We start from the raw sequence: 18,496 nt of genomic DNA, 5'->3' as shown, positions 1-18,496 counted from the left end.
GTGGGTGTCTCGGGTGGTGTCCGCCGTCGTGCCGTTGGTGTCGGTAGAGGGCGGGTTTGTGGTAGGCGCGGGCGCCTCAGGTGCTGGGCGCCGGTTGGGCCTTCGGTGTGGTGGGGCCAAGACGCGTACGCCCTCCCGGGGCTGTCGGGAGGGCGGAGCGGGTGGGGTGGGTGGGGTGGGTCAGCCGTTGCGGGGGCCGGGGAAGGCGGTCGGCCTGGCCTCTTCGCGCAGGGACGGGCTGCCCGCCGTCGGCTGCGTCGGCATGGTGCGGGCCGCTGGGACCGTAGGCGCGGGGATGCCGGTGCCCACACTGACCGTGCGGGTGCCCGACGGCTCCGTCGCGCGCTCGGCCTCGGCGGCGGCCTGGGCCGCGGCGCGGCGTGCGCCGTAGCGGCGGTGGACCGCCTGCTTGGTGACTCCGAGGGCGGAGCCCACGGCGTCCCACGAGAAGCCGAGCGAGCGGTCGAAGTCGACCGCGGCCGTGACCAGGGTCTCGACACTGTCTCGCAGTTCCTGGGCGAGACGGACCGTCGGGGCGGGGGCGCGCCCGTAGACGACGAAGCCCGTGGAGGGACCGGAGCGGCGCGGGCGGTAGACGTTGCCCAGTTGGGCGGTGAGGGTGCGCAGCGCGTCCACCTGTCGGCGGACCCGCTCGATGTCCCGCACCAGCAAGTGCAGGCTGGCCCGGGCCTGGGCGTCGTGGGTTGCGTGGTCGGCCATGAACAAGCCTCTCGAACCGGCGTTGCAGAGGAAGGGTCGGGCGGCGAAGGCGGCCCGTGGTGGTCAACTCTGTCTTGACAACGCGGATGTGCTCCGCTGGTCACGCTGTGGGGGCGTATGGGCATATGCGTACGCCCCCTTGGGGGTGTTTCCCTCCCGCGCACCGCCCGTTTCCCGTCGGACAGAGAAGGGGGCGCATCCTGTGGGACGTTCTCACCGTCGGCGGCCGACCCTTCGTTTCGCTGATGGGTTCGCCCATAGACTTGTACGTCGATCCACCCGTCCCGTCCGAGAGGTTCCGCTCGCACATGAAGCTTGTCTTCGCCGGTACTCCTGAGGTTGCTGTTCCTGCGCTGGACGCGTTGATCGAGTCGGGGCGGCATGAGGTGGCCGCTGTGGTGACGCGGCCCGACGCGCCGGCCGGGCGGGGGCGGAGACTGGTGGCCTCGCCGGTCGCCGAGCGGGCGGAGGAGGCGGGGATCGAGGTGTTGAAGCCGGTCAAGCCGCGGGATCCGGAGTTCCTGGAGCGCTTGCGGGAGATCGCGCCCGACTGCTGTCCCGTCGTCGCCTATGGCGCCCTGCTGCCGAGGATCGCCCTCGACGTGCCCGCCCACGGCTGGGTCAACCTGCACTTCTCGCTGCTGCCCGCCTGGCGCGGGGCCGCCCCCGTGCAGCACGCCGTGATGGCGGGGGACGAGATCACGGGAGCCTCCACCTTCCTCATCGAGGAGGGACTCGACTCCGGGCCCGTGTACGGGACGGTGACCGAGACGGTCCGGCCCACCGACACCAGCGGTGACCTGCTGACCCGGCTCGCCTTCGCGGGTGCGGGGCTGCTCGCGGCGACCATGGACGGGATCGAGGACGGCACGCTGAAGGCCGTACCGCAGCCGGCCGAGGGCATCACGCTCGCTCCGAAGATCACCGTCGAGGACGCCCACGTCGACTGGGCCGCCCCCGCCCTGCGCGTCGACCGGGTGGTGCGCGGGTGCACCCCGGCTCCCGGCGCCTGGACCGTCTTCAGGGGCGAGCGGCTCAAGCTCGTCCAGGTCAAGCCGGTTCCGGAGCGCGACGACCTCGCGTCCGGCGCGCTCGCCGTCGGCAAGAACAGCGTCCACGTCGGCACCGGCTCGTACGCCGTCGAGCTGCTGTGGGTGCAGGCGCAGGGCAAGAAGCCGATGCGGGCGGCGGACTGGGCGCGCGGGGTCAGGATCGCGGACGGCGAGAGGCTCGGGGTCTGACCACCCGGCACGTCCGACCACCTCGCACGGGGGGCCGACGGTGCGACGTACGCTGGGTGCACATCTCATCCAGCAATCCGGAGCACCTTTTTCGTGAGCGACACCTCCCGTCGACCCCGTAAGCCCTACCGTCGGCCCCAGAAGGACCCCGTCCGCATGCTCGCCTTCGAGGCGCTGCGGGCTGTGGACGAGCGGGACGCGTACGCCAACCTCGTACTGCCGCCGCTGCTGCGCAAGGCGCGGGAGAAGGAGGGCCCCGAGAAGTTCGACGGGCGGGACGCGGCCCTCGCCACCGAGTTGGTGTACGGGACGCTGCGGTGGCAGGGGACGTACGACGCCGTCATCGCCGCCTGTGTCGACCGGCCGTTGAAGGACGTGGATCCGCCGGTGCTGGACGTGCTGAGCCTGGGTGTGCACCAGCTGCTCGGGACGCGCATCCCGACGCACGCCGCCGTGTCCGCGTCCGTCGAGCTGGCGCGGGTCGTGCTCGGCGACGGGCGGGCCAAGTTCGTCAACGCCGTGCTGCGGAAGGTCGCGCAGCACGATCTCGACGGCTGGCTGGAGCTCGTCGCGCCGTCCTATGAGGAAGACCCCGAGGACCATCTCGCCGTCGTCCACTCGCATCCGCGCTGGGTCGTCTCCGCGCTGTGGGACTCGCTGGGCGGCGGGCGGGCCGGGATCGAGGACCTGCTGGAGGCCGACAACGAGCGGCCCGAGGTCACCCTCGTCGCCCGGCCGGGGCGGGCCACGACCGAGGAACTGCTCCGGGAGGAGGCCGCCGTACCGGGGCGCTGGTCGCCGTACGCCGTGCGGCTCACCGAGGGCGGTGAGCCCGGCGCCATCGAGGCCGTGCGGGACGGGCGGGCCGGCGTGCAGGACGAGGGCAGTCAGCTCGTCGCGCTGGCACTGGCCAACGCGCCCTTGGAGGGGCCGGACCAGAAGTGGCTCGACGGGTGCGCCGGGCCCGGCGGGAAGGCGGCGCTGCTCGCCGCGCTCGCCGCCGAGCGCGGGGCCGTGCTGCTCGCCTCCGAGAAACAGCCGCACCGGGCCGGGCTCGTCGCCAGGGCACTCGACGGGAACCCCGGGCCGTACCAGGTGATCGCCGCCGACGGGACCCGGCCGCCGTGGCGGGCCGGCAGCTTCGACCGCGTTCTGATGGACGTGCCCTGCACCGGCCTCGGCGCACTGCGGCGGCGCCCCGAGGCGCGGTGGCGGCGCCGGCCGGAGGACCTCGAAGGGTTCGCGCCGCTGCAGCGCGGTCTGTTGCGGACGGCGCTGGAGTCCGTACGGGTGGGTGGCGTCGTCGGATACGCCACCTGCTCGCCCCACCTCGCCGAGACCCGGGCCGTCGTCGCCGACGTCCTCAAGCAGTTCCCGCACACCGAACTCGTCGACGCCCGCCCGCTGCTGCCGGACGTCCCGGCTCTCGGCGAGGGGCCCGACGTGCAGCTGTGGCCGCATCTGCACGGGACGGACGCGATGTACCTGGCGGTCATTCGCAGGACCGGCTGATCGTCTCCCGGGGGTTCCTCTGGCGGGATCCGGTGAGTCTTTGGCGTGGCGGCACCTGTGACCGGTGGAGCGGGCCTGGCAACCTTCCTTGCGCCATGCCGATGCTCACCGTAGGAGACGATACGTGACGACCGAGCAGTCCCCGGAGGTCCTGGCGCCGCACCGGTTGACCAAGGTGCTCGCCGACCGGGTGGCGGCGGGCAGCCGACCCGGGGCGCGGACGGACGGACACCGGGTCGTGCTGGCCATCGAGGGCGGGGGGATGCGCGGCACCGTGTCGGCCGGGATGGCGCTCGCCCTGTACGAGAAGGGGCTGCTGGACGCCTTCGACGCGGTGTACGGAGCCTCGGCGGGGGCCATCTCGGCGGCCTGGCTGGTCAGTTCACGGCCGCAGGGGCTGCGCGGCTGGGCCGACCCACGCTTCGCCAGCGTCCTGATCCGCAAACGCAACCTGCTGCGCGGACGCCCGATGGTCGACATCGAGACGCTGATCGAGGACGTCTACATCCGTGAGTTCCCTCTCGACTATGCCTCGGTGCTGGCCGCCCCGATCGAGATGCATCCGCTGGCCACGGATCTCGAGACCGGCGAACCGGTCGATCTGCGCGGTGAGTTGACGGACGAGTCGGCGCTCCGGATGGCGCTGCGCGCCAGTGCCGCGCTCCCCGTGCTGGCGGGCCGGCCGGTCACGGTCGGCGGGCGCCGCTTCTACGACGCCGGACTGGCCGAGTCGATCCCCTTCCGCCAGGCACTGCGGGACGGCGCGACGCATGTCCTCGTCCTGCGCAGCAGGCCTCCGGGCGCGGACGCGGTCGCCAGGGTCGTGCCGTCGCCGGGCTCCCGGCTCGTCGCCGCGATCGCCTTCCGGCGGCACACCGATGAGCTGCGTGCGGCGTTCCTTAGCCGGGCCGCGCGACTCGCCGACGACGACCGGACGCTGGCCGCGTACGACGTGGACGCCGACGCGGTGCCCACGGACCCCGCCGTGCTGTCCGTCCGCCCGGACGCCACGGCTCCCCTCGTCAGCCGCCTGGAGACGGACGGCGCCGTGCTCCAGGAGGCGCTCCGCACGGGGTACCGAGCCGTCGAAAACCAGTTCGCCGACCTGGTCTGACGGGCGGGGCGCCTACGCGTGCCGGCCGACCCGTTCCTCCGCCAGGGCACCCGCGCTCGTGCCGCCGTCCTCTCGGGCCAGTCGGTGCGGCCACCACACCTTCGGGCCGATGTCCAGGAAGAGCGACGTGACCAGGACCGACCGTACGACGAGGGTGTCCAGGAGGACGCCGAGCGCGACCGCGAAGCCGATCTCCGCGAAGGCGACCATGGGGAGTGTGCCCAGGGCGGCGAAGGTGCCCGCCAGCACCAGGCCGGCGGAGGTGATGACCGCGCCGGTGGCCGCCAGGCCCGTCACCACGCCGGGGCGGGTGCCCTGACGGCCCGCCTCCTCGCGGATACGGGTGGTGAGGAAGATGTTGTAGTCGATGCCCAGAGCCACGAGGAAGACGAAGACGAACAGCGGGAAGTCCGTCGACTCGCCCGCGTAGTCGAACACGTACCGGAACGCCAACGCGCTGAGCCCCAGCGCCGCCGCGAAGGACAGGATCACCGTCCCGACCAGCAGCAGCGGGGCGATCACGGCGCGCAGCAGGGCGCCCAGGATCAGCAGGACCACCGCCAGGACCAGCGGGATGATCAGGATGTTGTCGTGCGTGGTCGCCTTGTCCATGTCCAGCAGGGCCGCCGTGCCGCCGCCCACCTGCGCGTCGGCGTCCGGCACCGCGTGCACGGCGTCACGGACCCGCTCGACGGTCTGCTTCGCCGCCTCGCTGTCCGACGGGGCGGTCATCGTGGCCTCGAACAGCACCTTGCCCTCATTGAACGGTTTCGTGCCCGGCGGCAGGCCCAGCGAGGTCGGCACGACCCCGGGGGTCTCGGCGACCGCGCGGCCCACCTGTTGGGCCTGGGCCTGGTCGGAGACGATGACCAGCGGGTCGCCGCTGCCCGCCGGGAAGTACCGCGCCGACACCTCCTGACCGGTGATCGAGTCCGGTTTCCCGGTGAACGCGTCCGCGTTGCCGATGCCCTCGGCGCGCAGCTGGATCAGGCCGAGGGAGCAGACCGCCAGCACCAGTGCCGTCACCGCCCAGGTCATGCGGGGGCGTTGTGCGATACGGCGGCCCATGCGGGCCCAGACGCCGCGCTCGGTGGGATCGGGTGTGCCGAGATGCGGGGTCACCGGCCAGAAGATCCAGCGGCCGAAGATGACCAGCAGGGCCGGGAACAGGGTCATCATCGCCAGCAGGGCGACCGCCACGCCGATGGCCGCCACCGGGCCGAGGCCCCGCGTGGAGTTCATCTCGGCGGCCAGCAGCACCAGCATGCTCACCACGACCGTCGCACCCGAGGCGAGGACCGCGGGGCCCGCCCGGTGCAGGGCCAGCGCCATCGCCTCGTGCCGGTCCTCGTGACGGCGCAGCTCCTCCCGGTAGCGGGCTACCAGCAGCAGCGCGTAGTCCGTGCCCGCGCCGAAGACGAGCACCGTGAGGATGCCGGCGCTCTGGCCGTTGACCGTCAGGCCCGCGTGCTCGGCCAGGAAGTAGATCAGTGCCTGCGCGGTGAACAGGGCGGCGACCACGGAGAGCAGCGGGACCAGCAGAAGGGTCGGACTGCGGTAGGTGATCAGCAGCATGACGATGACGACCGTCATCGCCGAGACCAGCAGCGTCGAGTCGATCCCCTCGAACGCCTTGGCGAAGTCCGCGGACGTGCCGCCGGGGCCGGTGATGTGCACGGCCAGGCCACCATGGCTGTCGCCCGTGACATCCCGGATGGAGTCGACTGCGGGCCTGATCCGCTCCCAGCCCTTCTCGTCCATCGTGATCGGTACGAGGAGCTCCGCCGCCCGGGGATCGGTCGGCCGGTCGTAGACGGGCCCACGGGTCTCCGCGCCCCGGATGCCGTGGTCGCGCAGCTGCCTCAGCTGTGCCGCGTCCTCGGTGATCTGCGCGCGGTCCTGTGCGGTGAGCCCACTGTCCCGGGCATACACGACGACCGCGGGGATCTGCTCGGGGCGGAAGTCCTTCGACAGCTCCAGGACCTGGGTGGACTCGGCGGACCCCGGCAGCCACGAGGCCGCGTCGTTGTCCTGTGCGTCGGTGAGCTTCGTGGCGAACGGCGCCGTCAGGAACAGCACCACCACCCACAGCCCCAGCACCAGCCACTTGGCCCGCCGTCCACAGACGAGATGCGCGACTCCTGGCTTCCCGGTCATGAGCACCCCCGCATCAGCGCCCTGACGGGGCGCTGGGCCGTGACATGTGCGGCTGAGCCGCGTCGGCGCGACCAGCCAGACGCACCCCGCAGTGGAAAGGAGCCGCAAGCCCTGGGGGCCCCACCGCCCCAGCACAGCGCAGCGCATACGCTTGGGGCATGGCCGCGCAGATCAACCCCAGCATTCTGTCCGCCGACTTCGCCCGTCTCGCGGACGAGGCGACGGCGGTCGAAGGAGCCGACTGGCTCCACGTCGACGTCATGGACAACCATTTCGTCCCGAACCTCACGCTCGGTGTGCCGGTCGTAGAGTCCCTGGCCCGTGCGACGGACACTCCGCTGGACTGCCATCTGATGATCGAGGCCCCCGATCGCTGGGCCCCGCAGTACGTCGAGGCGGGTGCCTCGTCCGTCACCTTCCATGTCGAGGCGGCCGCCGCGCCGGTACGACTCGCCCGGGAGATCCGTGCGAAGGGCGCCCGTGCCTCCATGGCGCTCAAGCCCGCGACGCCCATCGAGCCGTACGAGGACCTGCTGCCCGAACTCGACATGCTGCTGATCATGACGGTGGAGCCGGGCTTCGGCGGCCAGGCCTTTCTCGACATCATGCTTCCGAAGATCCGCCGGACCCGCGAGTTGATCAGCAAGCACGGGCTCGAACTGTGGCTTCAGGTCGACGGCGGCGTCTCGGCCTCCACCATCGAGCGCTGCGCCGACGCCGGCGCGGACGTGTTCGTGGCCGGATCCGCGGTCTACGGGGCGTCCGACCCGGCCGAGGCGGTACGTGCACTACGCAGCCAGGCTGAGGCGGCCACCGCCAAGGCGTCATGGGCATGCGGACACTAGGGTCTGTCCGGCATGATCCGCCGGACAGACCCTAGGGGTTACTGGGCAGACCGCAGGCCAAAGGAACATGAACGGCGCCCATCCGGGCTGATCAAGTACGCCGGATCTGCAAGGATGAACGGCGAATCCAGAGTGTGAACAGCAGTGAGGAGATCGCCGTGTCGGGTATGTCGGCGGGCCGGTCAGCCATGCGGATGGGACCCGCTGAGCTGGTGCAGGCGGCGGCCATGGCCCGCCGCTTCTACCTCGAGGGGAAGTCCAAGATCCAGATCGCGGAGGAGTTCGGCGTCAGCCGCTTCAAGGTGGCCCGGGTCCTGGAGACGGCCCTCGAACGGGATCTCGTGCGTATCGAGATCCGCGTGCCCGCCGAGCTGGACGCGGAGCGCTCCGACGCGCTGCGCGCCCGCTACGGCCTCAGGCACGCCGTCGTGGTCGAGTCCCCGGCCGATGCCGAGGAGTCGCCGGACCCCGAGAACCTGGGTGAGGTGGCCGCCGACCTGCTCGGCGAACTCGTCACCGAGGGCGATGTGCTCGGGCTCGCCTGGGGTCGGTCCACCATCCACATGGCCGCCGCCCTCGACCGCCTTCCACCGTGCACGGTGGTGCAGTTGACGGGCGTGTACGACGCCGGGACCGCCGAGCGCGGCTCCGTCGAGGCCGTGCGCCGCGCCGCGCAGGTGTCGGGCGGCGACGCCCACCCCATCTACGCGCCGATGCTGCTGCCGGACGCGGCCACCGCGGCCGCGCTGCGCCACCAGACCGGGATCGCCCGGGCCTTCGAGTACTTCGACAAGGTCACGGTCGCCTGCGTCTCCATCGGCTCCTGGGAGCCCGGCATCTCGACGGTGCACGACATGCTCAGCGACGAGGAGCGGGCGCACTACGCCTCGCTCGGTGTCGCCGCCGAGATGTCCGCGCACCTCTTCGACTACGAGGGCCGCCGGGTGGGACGGGACCTGGGCGAGCGGTGCATCACGGTCAAGGCCGACCAGCTCCGCCGTATCCCCGAGGTCGTCGCGATCGCGGGCGGGCAGCGCAAGGCGGCCGCGATCGACGCGGTGCTTCGCTCCGGGCTCGTCACCAGCCTCGTGACGGACACGTCGGCCGCGGACTACCTGATGACGGCGGGCCGGCCGGCGCCGAAGCCCGCGCTCAACCGGGCGGACCCGGACGGCGCCTGACGGCGTGTCACGAGGGGGCGGTCACGGCCGCCCCCTCGTCGGTCGGTGGTGAGGGGCGTGCCGGGGCGCCCCTCCGCGCGGCTCGCCCTTGGAGGTTCCTCCCAAAGGACCTCTGACCTGCTTGGACGATGTGACCGGGGACCGCGTACCGGCCGACATGGGACAATGAAGTACGTGCTCTTCCCCCTGGCTGACCTGTCCGGGGGCCACCTCTGATCGACTGGGATGTGCAGCACGTGCGTTTCCTCAATGACATCCAGCCCGCGTACGACCTGACGTATGACGACGTCTTCATGGTGCCGAGCCGCAGCGCGGTCGGTTCGCGGCAGGGTGTGGACCTGACCTCCCCGGACGGCACGGGCACCACGATCCCGCTGGTCGTCGCCAACATGACCGCGATCGCCGGCCGCCGCATGGCCGAGACGGTGGCCCGGCGCGGTGGCCTCGTCGTCATACCGCAGGACATCCCGAACGACGTCGTCACCGACGTGGTCTCCTGGGTGAAGAGCCGCCACCTCGTCCTCGACACCCCCATCGTGCTGGCCCCGCACCAGACCGTCGCCGACGCGCTGGCCCTGCTGCCCAAGCGCGCACACAACGCGGGTGTCGTCGTGGACGAGAACAAGCGGCCCGTAGGTGTCGTCACCGACCAGGACCTCAGTGGCGTCGACCGCTTCACCCAGCTCGAAGTGGTCATGTCCAAGGACCTGCTGCTCCTCGACGCCGACATCGACCCGCGCGAGGCGTTCAACCGGCTGGACCACGCCAACCGCCGCTACGCCCCCGCCGTGGACAAGGAAGGCCGCCTCGCGGGCATCCTCACCCGCAGGGGCGCCCTGCGTGCCACGCTGTACACGCCGGCCACCGACGCGGACGGCAGGCTGCGGGTCGCCGCCGCCGTCGGCGTCAACGGGGACTTCGCGGCCAAGGCCGAGGAACTGCTCGCCGCAGGGGTCGACACGCTCGTCATCGACACCGCCCACGGCCACCAGGAGTCGATGATCAGCGCCATCAAGCTGGTGCGCGACCTCGACCCCCGGGTTCCGGTCGTCGCGGGCAACATCGTCTCCGCCGAGGGTGTCAAGGACCTGGTCGAGGCCGGTGCCGACATCATCAAGGTGGGCGTCGGACCGGGCGCGATGTGCACGACCCGCATGATGACCGGCGTCGGCCGGCCGCAGTTCTCCGCCGTGCTGGAGTGCGCTGCCGAGGCCCGGAAGTACGGCAAGCACGTGTGGGCCGACGGCGGTGTCCGCCACCCCCGCGACGTGGCGATGGCGCTCGCCGCCGGTGCGTCCAACGTGATGGTCGGATCCTGGTTCGCGGGCACCTACGAGTCGCCGGGCGACCTCCAGCAGGACGCGAACGGGCGGCTCTACAAGGAGTCCTTCGGCATGGCGTCCGCGCGCGCGGTGCGCAACCGCACGTCCGAGGAGTCGGCGTACGACCGAGCCCGCAAGGCGCTGTTCGAGGAGGGCATCTCCACCTCCCGCATGTTCCTCGACCCGGCCCGCCCCGGCGTCGAGGACCTGATCGACTCGATCATCGCGGGCGTCCGCTCCTCCTGCACCTACGCCGGCGCCGCCTCCCTGGAGGAGTTCGCCGAGAAGGCCATCGTCGGCATCCAGAGCGCGGCGGGCTACGCCGAGGGCAAGCCGCTGCACGCCAGCTGGACCTGAGCCCGGCTCCGTTGCGTGCGGCACCCGCCGAAAAACCGGGGGCCGTTCGCGCGCCGGGCGTCTACGGTCGGCGTATGGACATCGCCGTCAGCCGTGCGGAGGACATCGCCGTACTGGAGCGCTTCCTGCCGTCGTCCAGCGTCGACGGCCATCACGCCGCACGGTTCGCACGCCAGGAGGCGGGGGAGAGCACCTACCTGATCCCCTGGCTCGACGGCAGACCCGTCGGGCACGCCGAGGTCCGGTGGACCGGCTGCGAGGCGCCCGAGGTGCGGCTGGCACAGCCCGGCTGCCCGGAGATCAACGGCCTTGTGGTGTGGCCCGAGTCGGTCCGCTCGCGGGGCGTCGGCACTTCGCTGGTGCGTGCCGCCGAGCGGTTGGCACGGGAGCGCGGTATCGGGGCCATCGGGCTCGGCGTGGGCGACGACAACCGGCGCGCGGCCGCTCTGTACGCACGGCTCGGCTACCGGCCCACGGTGACGTACGTGGACCGCTGGGCGTACCTGGACGCCCACGGCGTACGGCACGAGCGCGCCGACGCCTGCACCTTCCTCGTCAGAGAGCTGCGCTGAGCTGCCCGTGCGTAACGTACGAAAGCCCTTGCGCAACGAATGAACGCCCGCCTCCGATGAACGCAACGATCTTGCGGAGGCGTGCAAGCTTGCTGCATTACGACGGCAACGCCCCGGCCCATAGGGTCATGCGCTGTACGTGGCGTGGCGGGGACCCCGCTCGGTGGGTTCCTGCTGGCGCGGGGGAGCCGTCGGGCCCCGTCGCCCAAGAGGCAGCAACGAAGGAGTCAGCGCGTGCTCGACCAAGGCGCACCCCCGAAGGACCCCACCCAGACAGCGCCCCCGGCCCCGGGCCTCGGCACGCGCCTGATGCGTCGCAAGCCCGTGGAACGCCTGGTCGCGGAAGGTGGCCAGGGCGAGGGAGGGTCCCTGCGGCGCTCCCTGGGGCTGTGGCAGCTCACCATGATCAGCATCGGTGCCACCCTCGGTACGGGCATCTTCGTCGTCCTCGGCGAGGCCGTCCCCAAGGCCGGTCCGGCCGTCACGCTCTCCTTCGTGATCGCCGGCCTCACCGCCCTCTTCTCCGCCCTCTCCTACGCCGAGCTGGCCGGCACCATCCCCGTCGCCGGCTCCTCCTACTCGTATGCGTACGCAACGATGGGCGAGCTGATCGCCTGGATCTGCGGTTGGTGTCTGGTCCTGGAGTACGGCGTGTCGGTGGCCGCCGTCGCCGTCGGCTGGGGCGAGTACCTCAACGAACTGCTCGACGGGACCCTCGGCGTCACCCTCCCCGCCGCCCTGTCGGCTCCGCCCGGCGACGGCGGCGTCTTCAACCTGCCCGCGCTGATCGTCGTCCTGCTCGCGATGGCGTTCCTGCTGGGCGGCGCCCGTGAGTCCGCCCGCGCCAACACGATCATGGTGGTCGTGAAGATCGCCGCGCTGGTGCTGTTCTGCGCCATCGGCGTCCAGGGCTTCCGCTCCGGCAACTACGACCACTTCATGCCGCTCGGCATGGGGGGCGTGAGCGCCGCGGCGGCCACTCTCTTCTTCTCGTACATCGGCTTCGACGCCGCCTCGACGGCCGGTGAGGAGGCGAAGAACGCGCAGCGCGACCTGCCGCGCGCGATCATGCTCTCCCTCGTCATCGTCACCGCGCTCTACGTGCTCGTCGCCGCCGTCGCCGTCGGCGCCAAGCCCTGGGAGGGGTTCACCGACTCCGAGGCAGCGCTCGCCCAGATCATGCGCGAGGTCACCGGGCATACCTTCTGGGGCACCCTGCTCGCGTTCTGCGCCGTCGTCGCCATCGCGAGCGTCGTCCTGACCGTGCTCTACGGCCAGACCCGCATCCTGTTCGCCATGTCCCGGGACGGGCTCGTGCCCAAGGTGTTCGCCAAGGTCCACCCGAAGTCGGGCGCACCCCGCGCCAACACCCTGATCGTCTCCCTCTTTTGCGGTGTCCTGGCCGCGGCGATCCCGCTCGGCCAGCTCGCCGACGCCACCAGCATCGGCACCCTGTTCGCCTTCGCGCTGGTCAACGTGGCCGTCGTGGTGCTGCGCCGGACCCGCCCCGACATGGACCGCACCTTCCGTGTCCCGCTGTCGCCGGTGCTTCCCGCGCTGGGCTTCGCGTTCTGCGTCTGGATGATGGGCAGCCTGTCGGCCGTCACCTGGGTCGTCTTCGGAGTCTGGATGGCCCTCGGGCTCGTGTTCTACTTCCTGTACGGCCACCGCCGTTCCCGTCTTGCCACACCTGAAGCGAAGTGAACCACCCGCAGTGCTGAACGATCTCGACGAACGCATCGTGCACGCCCTCGCCGAGGACGCCCGCCGCTCCTACGCGGACATCGGGCAGCTCGTCGGCCTGTCCGCCCCCGCCGTGAAACGGCGCGTTGACAGGCTGCGCGCCACCGGAGCCATCACCGGATTCACCGTACGGGTCGATCCCGCGGCCCTCGGCTGGGAGACGGAGGGCTTCGTCGAGATCTACTGCCGGCGCAACACGTCGCCGGAGACCATCCAGCGGGGCCTGGAGCGCTACCAGGAGGTCGTGGCCGCGTCCACCGTCACGGGTGACGCGGACGCGGTCGCCCAGGTCTTCGCCTCGGACATGCGGCACTTCGAGCGGGTCCTGGAGCGGATCGCGGGGGAGCCGTTCGTGGAGCGGACCAGGTCCGTCCTGGTGCTGTCGCCTCTGCTGCGCAGGTTCTCGTCGGGGTCACCGACGTAAAGCCCTGGCGGCTCGGGGGAACACAGGTCTACGCTCGGCCCCATGATCTGGCGACATTGATCCAAGACACGGCCCGTCGGCGTCCGGCGGCTGACCCGCACGCTGTACGCGTACTCGTTCCTGGACGACTTCGTCCTGCTCTACCCGGTGTACGCGCTGCTCTTCAGCGACACCGGCCTGTCGGTCTGGCAGATCTCCTCACTCTTCACCCTGTGGTCGGTCACGGGCATGGTGCTGGAGGTCCCCTCGGGTGCCTGGGCCGATGCCGTCTCGCGTCGGCTGCTGCTGTGGCTGGGGCCGCTGTTGACCGCCGTCGGGTTCGCGCTGTGGGTGCTCATCCCCTCGTACGGCGCCTTCGCCCTCGGCTTCGTCCTGTGGGGCGCACGGGGAGCGCTCGGCTCCGGCGCGCTGGAGGCGCTGATCTACGAGGAACTGGAGCGGCTCGGCGGGGCCGATCGCTACACGCGCGTCATGGGCCGGGCCGCCGCGGCCGGTCAGCTGGGCGTGATGGCGGCCACGGCACTCGCCGGGCCGGTCCTCGCGGTGGGCGGCTACCACGCCGTGGGGGCCGCGAGCGTACTGGCCTGCCTGCTCACCGCGCTGACCGCGACCCGGTTCCCTGAGCACCGGATCCCTGAGCACCGGTCCACCGCGCACCCGTCCGCCCCCGCCGATGAGGACGCCGACGGCTGGGCGGCGACGCTGCGCGGCGGGCTCGCCGAGGCCCGGCGTGACCGGTCCGTGCGCGGAGCCCTGCTGCTCGTGCCCGCCGTCACCGCGGTGTGGGGAGCCCTCGACGAGTACACACCGTTGCTGGTCCGGGACACCGGCGTCACGGACGGGAGGGTCCCGTACCTCCTCGTGCTGATCTGGGCGGGAGCGACAACCGGGAGCCTGCTCGCCGGCACCGCCGAACGCCTCGGCCGAGGCGGCCTCGCCCTGCTGCTCACGGGCTCCGCGCTCGCCCTCGCCGCAGGAGCGGCGGCGCGGACACCGGCCGGTATCGGCCTCGTGGCCCTCGCCTTCGGCGGCTTGCAGCTGGCGACCGTACTGGCCGACGCCCGGCTCCAGCAGCGCATCGAGGGCGGCGGCCGGGCCACGCTGACCTCCGTCGCGGGCCTGGGCACCGACCTGGCCACGGTCGCGGTGTACGGCGGCTACGGAGCACTCGTCTCGACGGGCACCGCGCACGGCACCGCGTTCGCACTGTTCGCGGTGTCGTACGTGGTCACGGCGCTGGGGATCGTCGCCGGAGGGCGAGCGCGTCTCAGGCGTTGAACGCTCCGCCGGAGCCGAAGGCCAGCGCGGCGAAGCGTTCGCCGATGCGACGGTGCGTGGCGGCGTCCGGGTGGAGCTGGTCGGGCAGCGGCAGTTCCGCGAAGTCCGCCTCGCCGTAGAGGTCGCGGCCGTCGAGGTGGTGGAGGTTCGGGTCGTCCATCGCGCGCTGCTTCACGATGCGGGCGAGTTCGTCCCGGATGACGTTGAGCGTCAGCTTTCCGCCGGCCCGCTCCGCGGGATCGCCCATGGCCACGAACTGCAGGAAGCCCTCACCGAGGTTGCTGAAGTCCGGGGCGGCCGGGCCGGGAGTGTCCTCGTGGATGGCGCAGTAGATCGGTGAGACGACCAGCAGCGGAGTGGTGGGGTGACCTTCGCGGATGGTGTCGAGGAAGCCGTGCACCGCCGGGCTGAAGGCCCGCAGGCGCATCACGTCGAGGTTGACCAGGTTGATGCCGATCTTGAGGCTGATCAGGTCCGCGGGCGTGTCACGGATGGCGCGGGCGGTGAACGGGTCGAGCAGGGCGCCGCCGCCGAAGCCGAGGTTGGTCAGTTCCACGCCGCCGAGCGAGGCGGCCAGCGCGGGCCAGATCGTGGTGGGGCTCGCCGCGTTCGAGCCGTGACTGATCGAACTGCCGTGGTGCAGCCACACCCGGCGGCCGTCCGCCGAGGCGGGCTCGACGGGGGCGTCGGTGCGCAGGGCGACGAGCTCGGTCGCCTCGTTGTACGGCAGCCAGATCTCGACGTCCTTCTCACCGTCCGGCAGACCGGTGAAACGGACCGTGCCGACCGGGCCGGGCCGTGTCTGCGCCGACCCGTCGGTCATGTCCACCAGGCGGACGTTGCCGCCGGTCGCGTTCGCCTGGGCGGTGAGACGGCCGTCGACGAGCAGGTCGTACACGCCGTCCGGGCGGGGCGGGGCGCCCTCGTAGGCCAGTTTGGTGCGGAGCGTGTCCAGTTCGACCGCGGTCGCCCGGGTGCGGAACACCAGCCGCACGCCCGAGGGCTGGGCCTCCGCCCCGGCCAGCTGACCGTCGAAGTACTGGGCGCGCGCCCAGGCGGGCAGCCGGTGCGGCAGCACGCCGTGCTCGGTGCGTTCCAGGTCGAGGGCGCCGCGCAGCAGGTCGGCGGTGAGGGGGGTGGTGATCCAGTCCTGAGCGTTCATGATCCCAGCCTGTCAACCGAATACGGGGTTCCGCACGGGGATTTCCGGCCCGGCCCATGGGTGGTGCGTGGCCCGGTGGGCGGCACGCAACGAATCGCCGCCGACGCGCCCCGCGACGCAACGATCAGCTCACCGGCGCGCAACGGCTCCTTCTTGTCCGCCCGAGTCCGTCGCCCGTACCGTCTACATGGCCCCCACAACCACCCTTTCGCCCCGGTGAGGTCACGCATGCGCACCGCCCTGCTCCAGAGCTCCGGCCGTCCCGGCTCGGTCGTCGAGAACCTCAGGGTCCTCGACGAGGCCGCCGGCCGCGCCGCCGCCGCGGGAGCCGGGCTGGTCGTGGCGCCGGAGATGTTCCTCACCGGGTACGCGATCGGCGACGACATCGCCCGCCTCGCCGAACCCGCGGACGGCGACTCCGCGGACGCGATCGCCGAGATCACCTCCCGGCACGGGCTGGCGATCGCGTACGGGTACCCGGAGCGCTCCTCCGACGTGGTCTACAACTCCGCCCAGCTCATTTCCGCCGACGGCACCCGGCTCGCCAACTACCGCAAGACCCACCTCTTCGGCTGCTTCGAGCGCGATCACTTCGTCCCGGGCGACCAGCCGGTCGTCCAGGCCGAACTGGACGGCATCACCGTCGGCCTGATGATCTGCTACGACGTCGAGTTCCCGGAGAACGTCCGCGCCCACGCCCTCGCCGGCACGGACTTCCTGGTGGTGCCGACGGCGCAGATGCACCCCTTCCAGTTCGTCGCCGAGTCGATGATCCCGGTGCGCGCCTTCGAGAACCAGATGTACGTCGCCTACGTCAACCGGGTCGGCGCGGAAGGGGAGTTCGAGTTCGTCGGGCTCTCCACGCTGGCCGGCCCCGATGGAGTCGCCCGCGCCCGCGCCGGTCGCGGTGAGGAGCTGGTGTTCGCCGACGCCGACCCCGCGTTCCTGGCGGCCTCCCGCGAGGCGAACCCGTATCTGAAGGACCGCCGCCCCGGCCTCTACGGGGCCCTGGTCTGACCCCCTGAGCTTCTCCCCGCACTTCCCCCTGAGTTCTCTTCGCGCAAGGAGTCCGTACCCCATGACGTCCACGGTGCCCAACGCCGTCGAGCACGCAGACGAGCAGCAGCCGCCGATCACCATGTTCGGCCCGGACTTCCCGTACGCGTACGACGACTTCCTCGCCCACCCGGCGGGGCTCGGCCAGATACCGGCCACCGGGCACGGCACCGAGGTCGCGGTCATCGGCGGCGGCCTGTCCGGCATCGTGGCCGCCTACGAGCTGATGAAGATGGGCCTCAAGCCCGTCGTCTACGAGGCCGACCGGATCGGCGGCCGGCTGCGCACCGTCGGCTTCGACGGCTGCGACCCGTCGCTGACCGCCGAGATGGGCGCGATGCGCTTCCCGCCGTCCTCCACGGCGCTCCAGCACTACATCGACCTGGTGGGTCTGGAGACCCGCCCGTTCCCCAACCCCCTCGCGGAGGGGACCCCTTCGACGGTCGTCGACCTCAAGGGCGAGTCGCACTACGCCGAGACGATCGACGATCTCCCGCAGGTCTACCGCGATGTCGCCGAGGCCTGGAACCGGTGCCTCGAAGAGGGGGCCGACTTCTCCGACATGAACCGCGCCCTGCGCGAACGGGACGTGCCGCGCATCCGCGAGATCTGGTCCAGGCTCGTCGAGAAGCTCGACAACCAGACCTTCTACGGCTTCCTCTGCGACTCCGAGGCCTTCAAGTCCTTCCGGCACCGCGAGATCTTCGGCCAGGTCGGCTTCGGCACGGGCGGCTGGGACACCGACTTCCCCAACTCCATCCTGGAGATCCTCCGGGTCGTCTACACCGAGGCGGACGACCACCACCGCGGCATCGTCGGCGGCTCACAGCAGCTCCCGCTGCGCCTGTGGGAGCGCGAGCCGGAGAAGATCGTGCACTGGGCCCAGGGCACCTCGCTGGCGAGTCTGCACGAGGGCGGCGAGCCGCGCCCCGCGGTGACCCGGCTGCACCGCACCACCGGCAACCGGATCACGGTGACGGACGCGAACGGTGACATCCGCACCTACCAGGCGGCGATCTTCACCGCCCAGTCCTGGATGCTGCTGTCGAAGATCGCCTGCGACGACTCGCTCTTCCCTATCGACCACTGGACGGCGATCGAGCGCACGCACTACATGGAGTCCAGCAAGCTCTTCGTGCCCGTCGACCGACCCTTCTGGCTCGACAAGGCCGTCGACGACCAGGGGATTCCGACCGGCCGGGACGTCATGTCGATGACGCTGACCGACCGTATGACGCGCGGTACTTACCTCCTCGACGACGGTCCGGACAAGCCTGCCGTCATCTGCCTCTCCTACACCTGGTGCGACGACAGCCTGAAGTGGCTGCCGCTGTCCGCGAACGAGCGGATGGAGGTCATGCTGAAGTCGCTCGGGGAGATCTATCCGAAGGTCGACATCAGGAAGCACATCATCGGCAACCCGGTGACGGTCTCCTGGGAGAACGAGCCCTACTTCATGGGCGCGTTCAAGGCCAACCTGCCCGGCCACTACCGCTACCAGCGGCGCCTGTTCACCCACTTCATGCAGGACCGGCTGCCCGAGGACAAGCGGGGCATCTTCCTCGCCGGCGACGACATCTCCTGGACGGCGGGCTGGGCCGAGGGCGCGATCCAGACCGCGCTGAACGCGGTCTGGGGCGTCATGCACCACCTCGGCGGAACGACCGACTCGACCAATCCGGGCCCGGGCGACGTGTACGACGAGATCGCACCGGTCGAGCTCCCCGAGGACTGAATCCCAAAGAGGCGCGAGCGAAGCCGAGCGCGGGGGAGCGCGTGCTGGACCCCGCGTCTGCGGCGTGATCCGAACGA

Annotated in this window: 15 protein-coding genes; 12 read left to right on the top strand and 3 right to left on the bottom strand. The window is 71.5% G+C overall.

Annotation, left to right across the window (positions count from 1 at the left end):
* Positions 1 to 180: 180 nt before the first annotated feature.
* Positions 181 to 720: a hypothetical protein gene (locus AC067M_RS38655; protein WP_133929524.1), complete on the bottom strand. Its 540-nt coding sequence runs from the start codon at positions 718 to 720 to the stop codon at positions 181 to 183.
* 308 nt (positions 721 to 1,028) lie between these two features.
* Between AC067M_RS38655 and fmt the strand changes: the two genes are divergently transcribed.
* The 3 genes from fmt to AC067M_RS38640 all read left to right on the top strand — a co-directional run bounded on the left by fmt (position 1,029) and on the right by AC067M_RS38640 (position 4,587).
* Complete coding sequence (fmt, locus tag AC067M_RS38650) at positions 1,029 to 1,961, top strand: methionyl-tRNA formyltransferase (RefSeq protein WP_478701677.1); 933 nt, start codon at positions 1,029 to 1,031, stop codon at positions 1,959 to 1,961.
* 93 nt (positions 1,962 to 2,054) lie between these two features.
* A complete protein-coding gene (locus tag AC067M_RS38645; RefSeq protein WP_478701676.1) occupies positions 2,055 to 3,473 on the top strand; it encodes an RsmB/NOP family class I SAM-dependent RNA methyltransferase in 1,419 nt (472 codons plus the stop codon).
* 124 nt (positions 3,474 to 3,597) lie between these two features.
* On the top strand, positions 3,598 to 4,587 hold the full coding sequence (locus AC067M_RS38640; protein WP_478701675.1) for a patatin-like phospholipase family protein: 990 nt from the start codon (positions 3,598 to 3,600) through the stop codon (positions 4,585 to 4,587).
* A 12-nt stretch (positions 4,588 to 4,599) separates the two neighbouring features.
* On the opposite strand, the gene AC067M_RS38635 is transcribed toward AC067M_RS38640, so the two are convergent.
* Positions 4,600 to 6,744, bottom strand: coding sequence for an MMPL family transporter (locus AC067M_RS38635; RefSeq protein ID WP_478701674.1), 2,145 nt, complete (start codon positions 6,742 to 6,744; stop codon positions 4,600 to 4,602).
* A 158-nt stretch (positions 6,745 to 6,902) separates the two neighbouring features.
* On the opposite strand from AC067M_RS38635, the gene rpe reads away from it, so the two are divergent.
* The 7 genes from rpe to AC067M_RS38600 all read left to right on the top strand — a co-directional run bounded on the left by rpe (position 6,903) and on the right by AC067M_RS38600 (position 14,466).
* Positions 6,903 to 7,589 (top strand): ribulose-phosphate 3-epimerase, encoded by a 687-nt coding sequence (gene rpe, locus AC067M_RS38630; protein WP_478701673.1) that lies wholly within the window; start codon positions 6,903 to 6,905, stop codon positions 7,587 to 7,589.
* A gap of 134 nt (positions 7,590 to 7,723) precedes the next feature.
* The gene (locus AC067M_RS38625) at positions 7,724 to 8,770 is read left to right on the top strand and encodes a sugar-binding transcriptional regulator (RefSeq protein WP_478701672.1); all 1,047 of its coding nucleotides are present in this window, start codon (positions 7,724 to 7,726) and stop codon (positions 8,768 to 8,770) included.
* Between the two features lie 236 nt (positions 8,771 to 9,006).
* Positions 9,007 to 10,449, top strand: coding sequence for a GuaB1 family IMP dehydrogenase-related protein (locus AC067M_RS38620; RefSeq protein ID WP_478701671.1), 1,443 nt, complete (start codon positions 9,007 to 9,009; stop codon positions 10,447 to 10,449).
* Positions 10,450 to 10,523: 74 nt separating this feature from the next.
* Positions 10,524 to 11,021, top strand: a complete 498-nt coding sequence (locus AC067M_RS38615) for a GNAT family N-acetyltransferase (protein ID WP_478701670.1) — start codon at positions 10,524 to 10,526, stop codon at positions 11,019 to 11,021.
* A 234-nt stretch (positions 11,022 to 11,255) separates the two neighbouring features.
* Positions 11,256 to 12,725 carry an amino acid permease gene (locus AC067M_RS38610; protein WP_478701669.1) on the top strand — a complete coding sequence of 490 codons (1,470 nt, stop codon included), beginning with the start codon at positions 11,256 to 11,258 and terminating at the stop codon, positions 12,723 to 12,725.
* 10 nt (positions 12,726 to 12,735) lie between these two features.
* Positions 12,736 to 13,188, top strand: a complete 453-nt coding sequence (locus AC067M_RS38605) for an Lrp/AsnC family transcriptional regulator (RefSeq protein ID WP_133929537.1) — start codon at positions 12,736 to 12,738, stop codon at positions 13,186 to 13,188.
* A 90-nt stretch (positions 13,189 to 13,278) separates the two neighbouring features.
* Positions 13,279 to 14,466 (top strand): MFS transporter, encoded by a 1,188-nt coding sequence (locus AC067M_RS38600; RefSeq protein WP_478701695.1) that lies wholly within the window; start codon positions 13,279 to 13,281, stop codon positions 14,464 to 14,466.
* Here AC067M_RS38600 and AC067M_RS38595 read toward each other — a convergent pair.
* Positions 14,456 to 15,628 (bottom strand): GDSL-type esterase/lipase family protein, encoded by a 1,173-nt coding sequence (locus tag AC067M_RS38595; protein WP_478701668.1) that lies wholly within the window; start codon positions 15,626 to 15,628, stop codon positions 14,456 to 14,458. The two genes, AC067M_RS38600 and AC067M_RS38595, sit on opposite strands and share 11 nt — an antisense overlap.
* A 228-nt stretch (positions 15,629 to 15,856) precedes the next feature.
* Between AC067M_RS38595 and AC067M_RS38590 the strand changes: the two genes are divergently transcribed.
* Both AC067M_RS38590 and AC067M_RS38585 read left to right on the top strand, forming a co-directional pair.
* Positions 15,857 to 16,645 carry a carbon-nitrogen hydrolase family protein gene (locus tag AC067M_RS38590; protein ID WP_478701667.1) on the top strand — a complete coding sequence of 263 codons (789 nt, stop codon included), beginning with the start codon at positions 15,857 to 15,859 and terminating at the stop codon, positions 16,643 to 16,645.
* Between the two features lie 61 nt (positions 16,646 to 16,706).
* Positions 16,707 to 18,419 carry a flavin monoamine oxidase family protein gene (locus AC067M_RS38585; protein ID WP_478701666.1) on the top strand — a complete coding sequence of 571 codons (1,713 nt, stop codon included), beginning with the start codon at positions 16,707 to 16,709 and terminating at the stop codon, positions 18,417 to 18,419.
* The last annotated feature ends 77 nt before the right edge of the window (positions 18,420 to 18,496 follow it).

This window comes from Streptomyces sp. NPDC043427, from assembly GCF_056436655.1.
This window is presented reverse-complemented; position numbering and strand designations above follow the sequence as displayed.

Bases quoted from the DNA above. Each gene is read 5' to 3' on its own strand.
- rpe (WP_478701673.1), top strand. From the start codon at position 6,903: ATGGCCGCGCAGATCAACCCCAGCATTCTGTCCGCCGACTTCGCCCGT.
- AC067M_RS38615 (WP_478701670.1), top strand. From the start codon at position 10,524: ATGGACATCGCCGTCAGCCGTGCGGAGGACATCGCCGTACTGGAGCGC.
- fmt (WP_478701677.1), top strand. From the start codon at position 1,029: ATGAAGCTTGTCTTCGCCGGTACTCCTGAGGTTGCTGTTCCTGCGCTG.
- AC067M_RS38635 (WP_478701674.1), bottom strand. From the start codon at position 6,744: ATGACCGGGAAGCCAGGAGTCGCGCATCTCGTCTGTGGACGGCGGGCC.
- AC067M_RS38590 (WP_478701667.1), top strand. From the start codon at position 15,857: ATGCGCACCGCCCTGCTCCAGAGCTCCGGCCGTCCCGGCTCGGTCGTC.
- AC067M_RS38595 (WP_478701668.1), bottom strand. From the start codon at position 15,628: ATGAACGCTCAGGACTGGATCACCACCCCCCTCACCGCCGACCTGCTG.
- AC067M_RS38585 (WP_478701666.1), top strand. From the start codon at position 16,707: ATGACGTCCACGGTGCCCAACGCCGTCGAGCACGCAGACGAGCAGCAG.
- AC067M_RS38655 (WP_133929524.1), bottom strand. From the start codon at position 720: ATGGCCGACCACGCAACCCACGACGCCCAGGCCCGGGCCAGCCTGCAC.